The organism is Vibrio zhanjiangensis (assembly GCF_030161235.1).
Lineage (GTDB): Bacteria > Pseudomonadota > Gammaproteobacteria > Enterobacterales > Vibrionaceae > Vibrio > Vibrio zhanjiangensis.
In genome coordinates, this window is sequence record NZ_BSPW01000077.1 from 1 (window position 1) to 16178 (window position 16178).

The window sequence follows — 16178 nt, forward strand, 5'->3', positions numbered from 1 at the left end:
CCTCATTTTACGGTGGAAACTTTACCACCTAATTTGGTGTCCGGGATCATTAAACCACTACATAGGCTGGTCAATAAAATATAGGAAACATTACAATAATATCTCCTATTTAGGTTTAGTTTAAAAAGGCATGACACCCATTTTGATACCTTTTATATCTTGTGAGTTACTCCAGTAATTACATGTTGGCGTAACATTGATATCAACAGAATTTTGTTTAGATGTGTAGGCGGTTAAAGCAAAACTTACCATTTCTTTAAAGTTAGGAGCTGTACTATCGATTGCTAGGCGGCGTGTAGAAGCACAAGCGGGCATGCCTGATTTATCACCGTCAATATCAATAAATAGGATGCTATTGGCTCCACTATAGTAGATCCCAGCACCTACTATGGTCCTATTTCGATAATAATCTTCGGCTAATACATTCGTGGTAATAACTAGACCACATAAAATAAAAAGTAATTTTTTCATCGTTGTTTCATTATTGTAAAAGAGTTTAGTGCTATTTAATATAAAGCGCAGTTAGCTGACAGACGATATCATTGCCTCCGGTCGGAACACTGCGATCATCCACTTCCATTTTTATCGATTTTCCTGTTGTCCATGCCATTAACAAAGATGACAACAAGTGGCTGTCTTCCTTTAATAGATCAGCCGCATCCTGACGACAAGCTGTATCACCCCAAGGCGCAGGGTTTACATACACTCTGATCGTATCTTGAGTATTCGGTGATGCTGGGCGATTCGATGATATTGGGTGTATCTGAGTAATGGTAACATCACGGTTAGTATGACCTGCATATGCCATACCTGGGAGCAAGGCTAGAATAAAGCCTAATAACTTTGTAATATTAGTTCTATTATTCACAGTCTAATCCCTAATATGTAGATTTGAGATTGACATATGACAATTCACATTTGGGATGACCTTCCTTTATTCTTAGCCCTATTTTTTTACCTGCCATATAAGCAGATAAGAGACTAGAATAAATATGTGATGCATTTGCAGCATTAGGATTGAGGGTAAAATAAACACCAGATACTGTCTGACAATTAGCCTTTCTTTCATCTAGCGGTGTACCAATATAAATATCCCCTTCAGCATTTGTATACAATGTTTCTATGGTTGATATACATCCCCAAGTGGTACATTGATCTGCAAATGAAAAAGTTGAAAAAAATATCAACAGAAATGGTAGTAGCTTTAATTTCATTATATTGTTCCTAAATTTATGTACGAATTTAATTACCAATAAACACCAAACCAATTAAACCCTTGAAAAGTACTGTTGGTACTATTAAAGGGTGCACAAGTCCCCTCAACAGAAAAAGTAACAGGTTTAGCTTGAGCCTTAGCCGTCAAGTAACTTGAAAGAGCAGCCCGACAAGACTCTGGCGTAACTCCATATTTTTTTTCACTAATATTGCACGCATACCACCATGCTCCACCGCTCCCCTGATATAATCCCAATGTGCCGTCTTTGGTTACAAAATGATAAGGGAAGTTTTTTGAACAAGTAGAAGATTGTGCTTGTACCGAAAAACTAAAGATAGTCAGCATTGCTAAAGCAAATACTCTCATAACGTGTATTCCTTATAGATTTACAGCATTCAATAGCGCAGAAATGTTTTTATTTGTTATCCAAAAGTGTTCCACCAAATAATGGGTGGAACACTTGTTAATAACTAAGAGGTTATTTTAAATACACATAAGTTGGTAAATAGCCCGATTCAAAATCGAGGGTAAAACCGAATTTTTCATAGGCATATCGAGCAGCCGTTAACAAAGGCAAAGACACATAACCTTGGAACCGGCCGCTGAAATCCTCATCATGCGTCCACCACTCTTTGTGCATTTCGAGTGCTCGATGCATAGCGTTGCGATAGCCTTCCTGATCTTGCTGATGAACTGCTCGCATGACATCAAAAAAACCTAGCGTGATAGTAATACAATGAAAAGGCACCCACTCTCCCAGAGTAGAAGTATCTTTATTTTCGATAAGCTCAGTCAGCTGTTCAATGGCTGCGGAAATATCATCGCTTGTCTTAAGGCCAAGCATATGCAAAACAATTTCACAGTGCAGCGAACTGTTAATTCCAAGAAATTCTACTTGGTTACTGTCCAATAGTGCCATCAATGCATTCAGATCATGGTATCGCCCTGCAATAATGGTTATGTAAACCATGTTAAGCCAGTCAGGTGATGGGATATGTTGCTTTTTGCCTCTCGCCGGTACTTCAAAGTCGACACCTTGATAGGCAAAAGACACCACATCGCCTTCAGGCTGAGTCAGTGTGCGCTGCCATAAGGTTAAGTATTGCTGGGCAGACAATACATGCTCTGTCACCTCTTGCTGTGAGATTGAAGGCAAGTGATGGCCTATCGCAAATAACTTAAACTGATCTTCATAGCCAGTTTCAAAACCAAAGCGCGCTTTGATTTCATCTTCTAAGGCATTTTGGTTGATTTTGAGGAAACTTTTCAACGTCGCGTCATAGACTCGCTGTTTACCTTTCAAATTTCCTACATGCGACTTTAATGCTTTTCTCATAGCGATGCCGTGACCTCGAACTTAACATTGTTAGTGCGTTTAATACTACCATCTTTATTAAAGATAAGCTCAGCGCCACGGTACTCAATATAATCACTCCTACCAGAACGCTGATATTCTTTTAAGAGATCAAGCGTTTCACCCAACTGCTCCGTTTGATTACGATAGCTTGAATCAAGATCATACTTGTTACTTTCCATCGCTCTATCATACCTTGTTTGCATATTAGCCCAAATGGCTTTGTGATATTCATCACTACCTTGCCTAGCATCAATGATATTACCTTGCTCATTGGTGCCAACTTGACGGGTGCCGTAATGCGGTTTGCCAATACTGGCTTTACTTTCGCCACTAATCAGCTTTTTCACGCCAAACTTATCCACCACCTCATAAAGGCCATCCAGCTGTCCTTGTTCTCCGCGCCCAGGAACTTCAAAAGCCAAAGGTCTAACCGAGACAAACTCAGAGCGGATATTATGCTCAAAGCGGGCCACACCTAACGCATTGCCTAGATTTCTGACTTCAGCATCTAACGCCAGAACTTGATCACGATTTTGGGCAAAGTTTTCGCGCCTTAGCTTCTGCGCGAGTGCATACTTTTCTTTTCTTAAATCAATGGCACGTTCCACCGAGAACATTTGTCCGTCTGGTGGTAGCTTCACCTCTCGCTGCATAAAATCAGCCATATCTTTTTGCGCATCGATACCCAAGTCGATATCGCGTTTGTTTATATGATACTTAGGATCATCGGGTATATTAGCTTGTCGTTTTTCGATTCTTTGCCAATAACCTTGACCGACAATTGTGTATCCGTTCTCGCGCTGCTGAGCATAGCGTTCTGGACTAATCGATGTTTTGGGGTTCTTCTGAACATATCTGAAGTAATCTCCCATATCAGGAAGGCCATCGGAACTGATGTCATCAAAGGATACTTTGCCCGTTTTTAGAGCTTGGTAGGTTTCATTATCAAATTTTGTCGACCAAGTATCATAGTTTTCATTGCCACCTTGCTCACGGTAGAATTCATACTGATTCTGTTTAAATTTGATATTGTTGCTGATCTGTCTAAAGACATCACTCGCAACCTGATCACCTTGCATCGAGAACCTATGAGCAAGGTAGCCGGCGATTTCATCGACCGATGCTTGTTTTAATACTTCTTTGCTAACCGCTGTGACGGCCCCACCGATTGTAATACTAACGGCTGTTTCAAAGCCAAACTGCAAGGCAAGATTGATCATCTCTTGTTTGGCGGCTTCTTTTTCAGCTGCATTGCCACTGGTATACATGTGGTAGAGCTTTGACCCCTTCTCAAAGGTCTCTGGCACTGACATGACAAATTCTTTGGCTGTGTACGCTAGCATCATAGAAGAAAGCAGAGCCATGGACTCCTCTGATGCAAGTAGTACTAAAAGAAGCTGAAGAGCATTGTTTTCTGCCGCATTACCTGCTGTTGATATAGCAATATCAACATTTCCACCAAAGGCAAACACAGTCACACCCGCCATTAAACGCGAGATATCAGCCCCTCTAGCTCGCAAGCTTAGTAGCTCAGCTTTTAATGCTTCAGGGGACAAATCCGTTGCTCCTTGAGATTGAATATGATCGATAAGCTCTCCAGCTACGGCTTTAGTGTCAGTTTCAAGCTCAGTAATGTCTTCTAAATAGGTTTTAGCAACATATTCACCGATCACACCACCTGCAGCGCCCGATGCACATCCAGTGCGATTCGCATCACTATTGCCGCCATTAATACCTGAAATTGCAGTACCGAGCCCGCAGCCTAATGCGGCATGTACGATATATTGTGTTGCAGTATCAATGTCTGGTGCTTTGCCATCGGCTGTACTTGCCGCCTCTCCGATATCGTTAGCCAGCTCTTTACCAATACGCATTACAGCAGACATAGCAAGGCTTTGCACAAAAGCGTCACCAAATTCGTCAAGGCTATGGCCATTGGCAAGTGCTGAAATACCTGTCGTGACGGTTGAGTTAATCACCTGCATTATGGCTTGAGCCGCAAGCTCATTGCCCGCGCCAACAGCAGCATCAACCACATCACTTAGCGATAGTTGAGCCCCGTTTTCTCCGCCAAACATAGGGATATCTAAACCACTTAACACACCTGCGGTTACCATACTTGTCGCAAGGTTCGTTAGTGTCTGTTTTGACGCCAAATGCTTCATGGTCTGATTAACATCAAACCCATTGGCAAGCAGACTCGATGATGTTTGCACTACCAAAGCGCCAAAACCTGCATTTACTGCCGCAGCGAGCGCCACGTTAGAGATAGTAATCGTCGCACCCGCACCAGGCCCAGCGATTGCAAGACCACCAGGGCCCATCGCAACGGCCATAGCGATAGCTAAGATAGCCATAGCCGCAGGGCTTAGTCCTGACTGATCGTAATCCCATTCTTTCATGACTAGCTCAACAGATTCCCAATCTATGTCGCTATATTCAGGGTTGTTACGAATTTCCTGCATCCAAGCCAAATCTGAGCTTTGCGCCAATTCAGCCAGCGTTTGGTCAAGATCTTTTGAACCTGAGGCAACCTGAATCCTGACTCCTGTCGAGGCATCAAGGAATAAACCGCCGCTATTGACAAACTCGGAGTAATAAGCGACTTCTCGTTGATAACCATGACCTTTATGCCTGTAGGCTAATGATCCTTCAGACGAACTTGAATAACTGTAAGACTCCAGCAACTTTGCCAGCTCAAAATCAATCGCCCCATTTTCAGCAATAATTTTTGACATGCCTTTGTTGTCAACGGTTACCGCTTCAAGTAACACATTGCCGTGCACCGTAGAAAGCAGCATACTTTGCCCAGCTTTTAGCAAGGTACGAACAATTTTTGCTTCTGTACCGCTTTCCGCTTCACTCTCTTTAGTACCGAAAACTCCGCCACTTTCAGCCTCGAATTTGCGATCAAACGACTTGAGATCAGCAGCACTTTTTAGCGTAATACCATGACCCGCAAGGATTTGCAGTAGTCCTTGGCTTTGGATTTCTGCTCCCTGTATAAAAACTTGCCCACCGGCAATCAATGACAAGGTGTCAACCGCAGAAAGACTCGTTTGTAAGTTAACTAGGGACGACTCACTATCGGACCAACGCTGACCTGACTCCGCACGCTGGTCTTTTCTCGCCTGAGGAACAAGAATAATGTTGCCATTCGCTCGGATCTTCATTTCACCTTGAGAGCTAAACTCGCCGCCGTGGGTCACAACATCCGTTGCTGAGGAAATGTTAAGGCTACCTAGCGCAGAAATGCTGCCAATTTGATTAAAGGTCTCGGAAAAGCCATGACCATAGTCAAGTCTGGTCACTAAGGTGTTGTTGGTCAGTTTATTGGCAATAAGAGTCACGTCATCGCCAGTAATAGTACCAGATAAGTTTTGTAACTCGCGTCCTGTTCGAATCGTAAACTCTTGACCACTAATATGGCCTCTGGTGTTAATAAAGTCTTGCTCGACATCAATAAGCGCTTTGTGCTTAAACTCAACTCGGCTACCATCAATCACAAAAGTTTGAGTATTAATTTCGGCACTCTCTGCCACAAACGTGGATTCAAGTAATTGCTGCTCTTCTATCGTCGCTGATGTTAAGTATAAAAATGGCACCAAGTAATTTTGGCCATTGATGTCACGGATTTCTGGCCAAACAACGTCTTTTGTTAGCGCATTGATTTGCGCTTGAGTTAAACGTTGTCCGAGTTGATAATTATTTTGCTTGGCAATATCCACCGCATTTTCATACAGTTTTTTCGTTTGTTCGTTGTAACTTGAATAGCCAGGTTTACTCAACCAGCTTTTATTCAATATTTGCTGCATCTGCTGGCGAATAACACCGCGCTCAACATAAGGTGAACCAAAACGCGGAGGTAAACTGGTTAATTCAATATCCTGCTCTGATTCAGGCTGGTAGCCAGGGATCAATTCCGGGCGGTCTGCTCTAAGAAGTGTAAAAAAGTGGCCAAAACCATCAAATACACCCAGTTCATTCTTCTCTAACGCACCACGGTAAAGGTATTCATCCACCGACTCCATTAATTCATAACGGGCACTGTAGGTTATAGCCGATTGAATGTCTTCTAGCGCCACGCTGGTTTTGATGGATGCATACACAGGAAATGATAACTGTGTTAACAAAGTTGCAAGCAACGCATTCGAGGTTACTTTTTGCCACAAAGGCGATTTTATTGTGCTCATTTAACCAACTGCCTTTTATGCTTTAAAATTTGGATTAAGGATAAAGAAGGTGATTCCAGAGTTAATAATTGGAATATACTTACTTGGCTTTGGCTTAGGTACAGGTTTATCTGATGTAGCATATGGGCCAAAAATAATATCGCGCATATTCACGTTCCATTTACCAAAGCCTTGGTTTATATGGCCATCAACATAAAACACAAATGGAAATTGCGCCGTTACCTCATTTTTGGTTAAATCAGTCCTAGATGTGGTCCAGTGATCTGTTTTTCTCCTAATACATTTGCGCCAGATTTTTTTGGTACAATAAGTTCTGCTGTGATGAGTCACGGTTGTGGTTTCCCAGATATCACGTAAACTTAAGCCTTCCATCCAGACATTATTTACTGTTCCTACCACATCTTTTTTCACTTCAACTGCACTGTGCTCGTTGTTAAGGGACTGAGATGATAAAATCAGACTCCCTCCAGTATTAATTCTGGCTTGGGGAGATAAGGCCTTAATATATTGGTGATATTTTTTTATTGAAACATCTTGCGGGTTAGATCTTCTAATACAAAACCTACCGAAAATATACCTTTCACAGGTAGAACTTCTGGGTACATCTTCAGTATAAGTAAAAGTATCGGCCCATAAATAATAGCGTTCATTGTCAATTAAAGGCGCTTCGATTACTGTATTCCCAGTCCAAGATTCAGCAATGGATGACATGTTCCAAAAACGCTCTTTAAGTCTAAGATCTAAAGTATTTTCTGCTGATACAATAACTTGGCTGCTTTTATTGTATTCAAGTAACAGTTCAGGAACCTCAACTGACTGACGTTCAATATGGTATGGATTACCATTAGTAAATTGATTCGCTTCAATGCGGATGTTCTGTCCCAGAATAAAGGCCTCAAGTGTTGCTACTTCAACTGGCATCATTGTTTCTGGTGGCGGCGGTACCGATAAACGCGCACCAACTCGCTTTTCATTTATTGAGCTAGCTCTGGAAAGTGCCTGTACTCCCGCTGTAGCAGGGTCATCTTTTGGCAAAAGTCGAAATGGGTATAGCGAACCATTTACTACATCATGGTCTGACTTTAGCAAAATATTTTCACTCAGTAACACACCGCCAAACTGGTTTCTGATCTCTTCTTCACCATTGATATAAATATCGCGCGATGCTTCAACATCACCTTCGTTTACCACTTGCCGAGCCGATAAATAAACGCTTTCTCCCAAAATTGCACCGGTACTTTCAACGGTACCGACAGCAGCAATATTTATCTCGGCAGCACGGATATTATCAATGCCAAACCGAGCGACTCCACCTTCAGGAATGATGCGTATATCTTGGGTAGATTCAAGGTCGACCTTATTGGCAGCAATAATTTGGTCATAGATGAGGATGTCACCATTAGATTTGACATTAACTGACTCAAGAGGAACGATAGATTGATTGTTGTAGCGGCCAACATATGTCCATGCGCCATTGGCGAGAATACGGCCATCTATTGACACATCACCTTGCGCGTAGGTCGATTCTAGATGTAAGTTTCCAACTGCAATATCAGCATTCGAAGTTAAAGTAAGCGCAGTACCGGAAAAGGTATTAAAACTGGCATCTGACTGGCGGTCACTGTAACGAAATGCATTATCTCCCACTATAATTTGCACATCTCCATTTGAGACCTGCAAGGTACCAGCGGTATCGATTTCTTTTACTTCTTTATTAGCGCGTGTTACCACTCGACCTTTCATATTGGTAGTGAAAGGTGCATCGATAGTCACTTTTCCTGCAGCCAGATCAACCAAGCTACTCTGGTTTGCTGAAAAACCTAAGCCAGTGACCGAAATTTCACCTGAAGATAAAGCGATACTGGTTAACTCACCACTCTCATAGATCCCCTCGCCTGTAGCTAAGGTAACTCGCTCAGCATTAGTCACAGAGCAACCGTCACAACGTATGCCTTTAGGCGCCAGAATGACAACATCTGCCGCTCGCCCTTCAACTTTAATCTCAGAGAATGAAGCTATCTGATTAGCATTTAAGGCAAGGACAATTGTTTGAGCGGGTGAACCCGAAAGCTTAGGATTCATTTGAAGTGAATTGGCAAGTACTAAAGTTTTATCTTTTGTATCAAGCTCACTGAACGTATTCAGTGAATAGCCATACTCGTTGGATTTAGAAATTTTTACCAAATATTTTGTCGAGGTTTTAATGATATCAGGAGTATTCGCCCCAGAACCACTTAGAGGTGTTGTGACACCCGCATGAACACTAAAACCTGCAAACAAAGTCAGCAAAGCAAAGCGACACATCACTATTTTCACAACAGGAAAAATTTTATTTTTCATTGGTCAGTTATCATTTTATTTACGAAGGTGAGGCTGGGGATAGTTAATGGAACTTATAGTCTCCAGCAGTAAAAAGGGATTTTTATACAAAATGACAAATTCTAATCTTTTTTTATATATGTTCAACATATCATTTGCAGAGGACTGATATTGCTCACAATAAATTTATTATTTTTATTTATTCTTTCAGTCGCTTAAATTAGGCAAATCTTAAATAAGAGAATTTTTTGCGATCACCTCATCCTGAATGGCCAAACATCACAATTCTCTCCCCATTAACTGTTGGCCGAATAGATAGACTGATTGTCTTAACATCGAAATCTCGCTAGTGTGTATTTCGGTAATTTGTATCCCATCCATACCAATGAGGAGAAAAGCGATGGACAACCAAGCAATCACCTTAAATGCGCTGCAAGTGCTGCTTACTACCCCAGAATTTGATCAAACCGAAATTGAGCAGTACTTTGCCCCGAGTTATCAACAAACCGTCAATGGTGTAGAGTTAGGCTACGCCGAATTTGTCGCGCATGTGGCCAAGCTGAAAAAAGACACAAAAAATAGGCGCGTGACTGTGCTTGCCTGCGCAGCCGAAAAGGAGCATGTGTTTACTCACCACCATGTGTCGGCCGATAAGGTGGATGGGGAAAGTGTCAAATTTGAGGTACTTGCCCACTTCACTCTTTTTGAGGGAAAAATTGTTCGCTGTCAGGAGCTGACTCGGATGATCGAAGGGCAAGCAAAAGATGAAGATTTGGGCAGCCGCCACTAAGAGCGGCCAAAGGCTTAGCGAAACTGCTTGGCTTCGGTTAAATATTCAAAGCCCGCGTTGGCAAGTTTATCGATTAGTTTAGTCTTATCAATATCATAAAATTTCACTAAGCTGTCTAAGTCGCCAAATTCATCACGAAGTTTCATGTTCACCATGCTAAGTAGGATAAAGGTATCCATGGTCTCAAAATTTTCTAGGCTCATTGGTATTCCTTAATGTATTAACTCGCTTACTATATCAAAAACACCTTGGTTTCCTAATAGCCCACCTTTCATAAAACAAAGCGCAGGCCAATGACCTGCGCTTAGAGTTTGTGATTTTAAACTTTACTCAGTTAACCAAGGTTTTTGCGCGCATTTTGGAACATACGCATCCAAGCACCATTTTCACCCCAACCTTCTGGCGCCCATGAGTTCGCGACAGTGCGGAATACTCGCTCTGGGTGTGGCATCATAATGGTGACGCGGCCATCTTGAGTCGTTAAACCTGTAATGGCATTTGGCGAGCCATTCGGGTTATTCGGATATTGCTGAGTCGGTTTGCCGAAGTTGTCGACATAACGAACCGCAACTGTGCCTGATTGCTCAATCGCCGCAAGGTGATCACTACCAGAGACTTCCACTCGCCCTTCACCATGTGACACCGCAATTGGCATCCGTGAGCCTGCCATGCCGTCAAAAAAGACCGAATCAGACTTTTGCACTTCAACCAAACTAAAACGCGCTTCAAAACGCTCCGATTCATTGCGGACAAACCTTGGCCACAGCTCTGCACCCGGAATCAAACTCTTAAGGTTCGACAACATCTGACAGCCGTTACACACGCCGAGTGAAAAGGTATTTTCACGGGTAAAGAAGGTTTCAAATTGCTCACGAGCCCCATCGTTAAACAAAATAGACTTCGCCCAGCCTTCACCTGCGCCTAATACGTCACCGTATGAGAAGCCGCCACACGCCACAAGACCGTGGTATTCATCCAGCGCTACTTGACCTGTCAGGATGTCGCTCATGTGAATATCGGTAGCGTCAAAACCGGCTCTATCAAAGGCTGCGGCCATTTCAACATGGGAATTCACCCCTTGCTCGCGCAAGATGGCCATTTTCGGCCGCGCGCCAGTGGCAATATAAGGTGCCGCGATGTCCTGATTAACATCAAAGCTTAACGACACATTCAAGCCAGGATCGGCATCATCTTGTTTGGCAGCAAACTCTTGGTCAGCACACGCTGGGTTATCGCGCAGTGCTTGCATCTTGTGCGTTGTTTCCGCCCAAATAGTGCGAAGCTCTGTACGAGAGCGCTCAAGCACGACCTCATCACCCGATGTAATGACGAACTTATCTGACGCCTCTACGCGACCAATAACATGCGTACAATTTTCAAGGCCGTGAGCGGCTAAAGTAGACAGTACCGAGTCTAATTCATCGCTGCTTACTTGCACTACAGCACCAAGCTCTTCGTTAAACAAGGTCGCTAAAACGTCTTGCTCTGATGTGCTGGCAATATTTGCCAGATCAACGCGCACGCCGCAATGACCTGCAAAAGCCATTTCAGCCAGAGTCACCACAAGTCCACCATCACCTTTGTCATGGTAAGCCAGCAATTTGTCTTTGCGAACCAGAGTCTGCATCGCATCAAAGAAGCCTTTGAGCTGGTCTGCGTTATCCACATCGGCAGGTTTATCACCCAATTGCTTGTATACTTGCGCAAGCGCCGTCGCACCAAGGCGGTTTTGACCGTTACCCAAATCGATAAACACGAGTGACGTGTCACCGAGCCCTTCAGAGGTCGCTGGAGTAAGAAGCTGAGGCGTCACGGTTTTACGCACATCTTCGACGCGGCCAAAGGCGGTGATCACTAGGGATAATGGTGAGGTCACTTGCTTATCTTCACCTTTATCCTGCCACTGGGTTTTCATTGACATAGAGTCTTTACCAACCGGAATGGTCAAACCAAGTGCAGGACACAGCTCTTCACCCACGGCTTTCACGGCTTGGTATAAGCCCGCATCTTCACCTGGGTGACCCGCTGGCGACATCCAGTTAGCAGAGAGCTTGATATGCTTGATATCACCAATATCGGTTGCCGCAATGTTCGTTAATGCCTCACCCACAGCTAAGCGAGCAGAGGCAGCAAAATCAAGTAGAGCGACGGGGGTGCGCTCGCCCATTGACATCGCTTCGCCGTGGTAGGTGTCATAACTTGCCGCAGTCACCGCGCAGTTCGCTACAGGTACTTGCCAAGGACCCACCATTTGATCACGCGCCACTAAACCTGTCACGCTGCGATCGCCAATGGTGATCAAAAAGGTTTTTTCGGCAACCGCAGGAAGGCGTAATACGCGATCCAGCGCTTGGTCGATTTCAATATTCTTACGCTCAATAGCAGGGCTATCCACTTTCAGTGTGGTGGCTTCACGATGCATCTTAGGTGGCTTACCAAGTAAGATATCCATCGGCATATCGATAGGTGTATTATCGAAATGTGCGTCTTCTAAAGTAAGATGCCGCTCCTTTGTAGCCTCACCAACCACAGCGTATGGGGCACGTTCACGTTGACAAATCGCTTCAAAAACAGGCATATCCTCTTTGGCAACTGCCAATACGTAGCGCTCTTGAGATTCATTACACCAAATCTCAAGTGGGCTCATTCCCGGCTCATCATTAGGCACATCACGCAACTGGAATTTACCACCGCGTTCACCATCATTGACAAGCTCTGGCAAAGCATTAGAAATGCCGCCTGCACCGACATCATGGATAAAGGCGATGGGGTTTTTGTCACCGAGTTGCCAGCAGCGGTCGATAACTTCCTGACAGCGACGTTCCATTTCAGGGTTTTCACGTTGCACTGAAGCAAAGTCTAAATCTTCTGCTGATTGGCCTGAGGCCATTGACGATGCCGCGCCGCCGCCAAGACCAATATTCATCGCTGGACCGCCAAGTACAATTAAACTCGCACCAACAGGGATCTCTTTTTTCTGCACATGCTCATCGCGAATATTGCCCATACCACCAGCGATCATAATGGGCTTATGATAACCGCGTACCTCTTCACCTGCATGAGACGTCACTTTCTCTTCGTAGGTACGGAAATAGCCTAGTAGGTTAGGACGACCGAATTCATTGTTAAATGCAGCGCCACCAAGTGGGCCTTCTAGCATGATGTCCAATGCGTTAACGATGCGATCAGGCTTACCAAAATCCGTTTCCCAAGGCTGCTCAAAGCCCGGAATACGCAAATTAGAGGTAGTAAAACCCACCAAACCGGCTTTGGGCTTGCCGCCAATTCCGGTTGCGCCTTCATCACGAATTTCACCGCCAGAACCGGTTGACGCACCTGGCCATGGCGAAATGGCCGTTGGGTGGTTGTGAGTTTCAACCTTCATCAAGATGTGCGCATCTTCGTGATGATAAGTATATTGACGCGAACTTGGATCAGGGAAGAAACGACCGATTTTCGAACCTGTCATTACCGCCGCGTTATCTTTATAAGCGGATAAAACGTGCTCAGGGGTTGTCTCATAGGTGTTTTTAATCATCTTAAACAGAGATTTGGGCTGCTCAACACCATCAATGGTCCAATCTGCATTAAAGATTTTATGTCGGCAATGCTCAGAGTTCGCCTGTGCAAACATCATAAGCTCAATATCATTGGGGTTGCGACCAAGTTTGGTGAAGTTTTCAACCAAGTAGTCGATTTCATCTTCTGCTAATGCTAGACCTAGCGCGACGTTTGCCTTTTCAAGTGCGGCTCGTCCACCACTTAGAATGTCAACATCAGCAACAGGCGCTGGCTCTGCAACCGTGAATAGGGCCGATGCGGCTTCAAAATCAGTAAATACCACTTCCATCATGCGATCATGAATAATGGCTTTCACTTGGTTTAACTGCGTTTCTGACAACTGGCTCGATGTGTCCAAATAATAGGCCGTACCACGCTCTAGACGTTTGATTTTGCAAAGGCCACAGTTATTGGCAATATCGGTGGATTTTGAAGACCAAGGAGAGATAGTGCCCAGACGCGGTGTTACCAAAAGCAACAGACCTTGCGGCTCATGCTCTTCTATTGTCGGCCCATAAGTCAAAAGCTTTTCCAGTTTCTCAAGCTCAGACGTGTCTAGGTCGTCAGTTAGATCAGCAAAATGCATAAACTCAGCGTAAACTCCTATAACAGGTAAGTCTTGTTCACGGCAAAGTTCGAGTAGTTTGTTAACACGAAACTCAGAAAGAGCTGGGGAGCCACGCAAAATTCTCATGTGCTTAGGTCTCTTGTATTAAGGTAATATGGGAATAGATTCAAAAGGTTATATCAATACCTTGCAAACTTATGCCGATGCTACCTCACGTTTACGAGCGCATTATAAAGGATTTAGTTTTGTGATGTAACACCAAAAGCAACCGTTTGCGTCATTTTTTTCAGCAAATTTGAATTACCGCAACAATCGCAAATATAAATCTTTAGTCGCAACGAGTCGTGATTGACTTGCCTTGTCACGACACTCTGATATAACTGCTCTTAATGGAAATAAGAGAATGTGGTCAATGAAGAAGCATTACTTAACCCCCTGGACAACCTTAGGCATACTGCTGTTTTCCGCCCTAATATTGTCTGGCTGCCAAATCGAATCTGAACCCAAAAGCGATTTAGATCAGATTCGTGAGCGTGGCGTATTGCGTGTGGGGACCTTAAACAATCAGCTTTCCTATTATATCGGTCCAGATGGTCCGGCGGGTTTGGATTATGAGCTAGCGCGAGAATTTGCTAACGAGCTCGGCGTTCAGCTTGAGATGAAACCCGCTTTTCGGATCTCATCACTCTATCCTGCTCTTGAAAATGGCGAAATTGATATTATTGCAGCGGGACTTGTCTCATCCCCAGAGCGTATGGCGCGCTTTCGTCCGGGCCCCGCGTATTACTATGTGAGCCAGCAAGTCATATACAAAAAAGGCAATTGGAGACCCAGAACACTCGAGCAGCTGGTCAGCAAACATAACAGTGATGGTGAACAAGCCGCCACACTTAAAATCGTCAGTGACTCACATATCAAACAGACCTTAAACACAATACGAGAACATCAACATCCCGATTTTGTCTTTGAAGTTGATCCAGAAGCCGAAGTCAGCGACTTACTTAAACAAGTCGCTCAAGGTGAATTGATGTTTACCGTCGCAGACTCTGTGGAACTTTCTCTTTCACAACGTATTTATCCCGAAATCGCCGTTGCGTTTGAGCTGACTGAAGACCAGCCCATTTCATGGTTTGTACGCCGCTCTGAAGATGAAAGCCTCTACGCACTATTAATTGAATTTTTTGGTTACACCAAACAATCAGGCCACCTTGCCGCGCTCGAAGAAAAATACATCGGCCATGTTGGCAGTTTTGATTATGTAGATACTCGAGCGTTTATCCGCGCTTTAAACAGCAAGTTACCAAAGTGGGCGCCACTGTTTAAACAATATTCGGATGAATTTGACTGGCGATTAGTCGCAGCTCTCGCCTATCAAGAATCTCACTGGAACCCGCGCGCAAAATCACCTACAGGAGTGCGGGGTATGATGATGTTAACCTTACCGACAGCCAAAAGTGTCGGTGTAACCAACCGCCTTGATCCACAACAATCGGTGCGAGGCGGCGTTGAGTATTTGCGCCGTATCGCTTCTCGTATTCCTGAATCTATCGCCATGCATGAGAAGATATGGTTCGCTCTTGCGGCCTACAATGTCGGCTATGGACATATGATGGACGCCAGAAGATTAACCAAAAAACAAGGTGCCAATCCCGACTCATGGGCCGATGTGAAAGATCGGTTGCCCTTACTGAGGCAAAAGAAATACTTCAGCCAAACTGAGTATGGTTATGCAAGAGGAGATGAAGCGAAAAATTATGTCGAAAATATTCGTCGTTACTATCAAAGCATCATCGGCCATATTGATCAAAAGCCCATAGAGGATAACGACGGTAGTATTGATGACTTGGCTGTCATTGAGCCGATAGAACTTGAACAACAAACTGAGTTGGAAGAAGACGACCAAGAGCCAATATCAGAGCAACTCCAAGAGTAATCAAAGTTTCATAATTCAAGTGCGACTTAGCACTTGAATTATCACACTTCGCCCATACATAGTAATTTGTCTTTAATCTAACCCCAAGTAGGAGGGTGTTTTCATGCGTAGACGCGTAGTTCAGTCAAGACGCCTTAATAAAACCGTTGCTGCGAATCGCCGTAAAAGGATGCTAAGCAACAATAAGAAAAAAGTGATTGCACGTCATAGAGCTTTTATGCAGCTTATCTGTGCCTAGGCA

The 16178-nt window shown here is 44.0% G+C and carries 12 protein-coding genes; 3 read left to right on the forward strand and 9 right to left on the reverse strand.

Features of this window, described 5'->3' with window-relative positions:
- Positions 1-120 precede the first annotated feature (120 nt).
- The 7 genes from QQK21_RS16435 to QQK21_RS16465 all read right to left on the reverse strand — a co-directional run bounded on the left by QQK21_RS16435 (position 121) and on the right by QQK21_RS16465 (position 9106).
- Positions 121-471 carry a hypothetical protein gene (locus QQK21_RS16435; protein ID WP_284193274.1) on the reverse strand — a complete coding sequence of 117 codons (351 nt, stop codon included), beginning with the start codon at positions 469-471 and terminating at the stop codon, positions 121-123.
- A 31-nt stretch (positions 472-502) separates the two neighbouring features.
- Positions 503-868, reverse strand: a complete 366-nt coding sequence (locus QQK21_RS16440; RefSeq protein ID WP_284193275.1) for a hypothetical protein — start codon at positions 866-868, stop codon at positions 503-505.
- A gap of 10 nt (positions 869-878) precedes the next feature.
- Positions 879-1214 (reverse strand): hypothetical protein, encoded by a 336-nt coding sequence (locus QQK21_RS16445; protein ID WP_284193276.1) that lies wholly within the window; start codon positions 1212-1214, stop codon positions 879-881.
- Positions 1215-1246: 32 nt separating this feature from the next.
- Positions 1247-1582: a hypothetical protein gene (locus tag QQK21_RS16450; RefSeq protein WP_284193277.1), complete on the reverse strand. Its 336-nt coding sequence runs from the start codon at positions 1580-1582 to the stop codon at positions 1247-1249.
- Positions 1583-1694: 112 nt separating this feature from the next.
- Entirely contained in the window at positions 1695-2552 is an 858-nt protein-coding gene (locus QQK21_RS16455; protein ID WP_284193278.1) for an immunity 49 family protein, read from the reverse strand.
- Positions 2549-6766 (reverse strand): DUF637 domain-containing protein, encoded by a 4218-nt coding sequence (locus tag QQK21_RS16460; RefSeq protein WP_284193279.1) that lies wholly within the window; start codon positions 6764-6766, stop codon positions 2549-2551. Before QQK21_RS16460 ends, QQK21_RS16455 begins: the two co-directional genes overlap by 4 nt.
- A gap of 15 nt (positions 6767-6781) precedes the next feature.
- Entirely contained in the window at positions 6782-9106 is a 2325-nt protein-coding gene (locus QQK21_RS16465) for a two-partner secretion domain-containing protein (RefSeq protein WP_284193280.1), read from the reverse strand.
- A 379-nt stretch (positions 9107-9485) separates the two neighbouring features.
- Between QQK21_RS16465 and QQK21_RS16470 the strand changes: the two genes are divergently transcribed.
- Entirely contained in the window at positions 9486-9875 is a 390-nt protein-coding gene (locus QQK21_RS16470) for a nuclear transport factor 2 family protein (RefSeq protein WP_284193281.1), read from the forward strand.
- 14 nt (positions 9876-9889) lie between these two features.
- Here the strand turns inward: QQK21_RS16470 and QQK21_RS16475 are convergent, their stop codons facing one another.
- Positions 9890-10078 (reverse strand): DUF4250 domain-containing protein, encoded by a 189-nt coding sequence (locus tag QQK21_RS16475; RefSeq protein ID WP_284193282.1) that lies wholly within the window; start codon positions 10076-10078, stop codon positions 9890-9892.
- A gap of 131 nt (positions 10079-10209) precedes the next feature.
- On the reverse strand, positions 10210-14130 hold the full coding sequence (gene purL, locus QQK21_RS16480) for a phosphoribosylformylglycinamidine synthase (protein ID WP_284193283.1): 3921 nt from the start codon (positions 14128-14130) through the stop codon (positions 10210-10212).
- A gap of 286 nt (positions 14131-14416) precedes the next feature.
- On the opposite strand from purL, the gene mltF reads away from it, so the two are divergent.
- On the forward strand, positions 14417-15937 hold the full coding sequence (mltF, locus tag QQK21_RS16485; protein ID WP_284193399.1) for a membrane-bound lytic murein transglycosylase MltF: 1521 nt from the start codon (positions 14417-14419) through the stop codon (positions 15935-15937).
- A gap of 103 nt (positions 15938-16040) precedes the next feature.
- On the forward strand, positions 16041-16175 hold the full coding sequence (locus QQK21_RS16490) for a hypothetical protein (protein ID WP_284193284.1): 135 nt from the start codon (positions 16041-16043) through the stop codon (positions 16173-16175).
- Positions 16176-16178 lie beyond the last annotated feature (3 nt).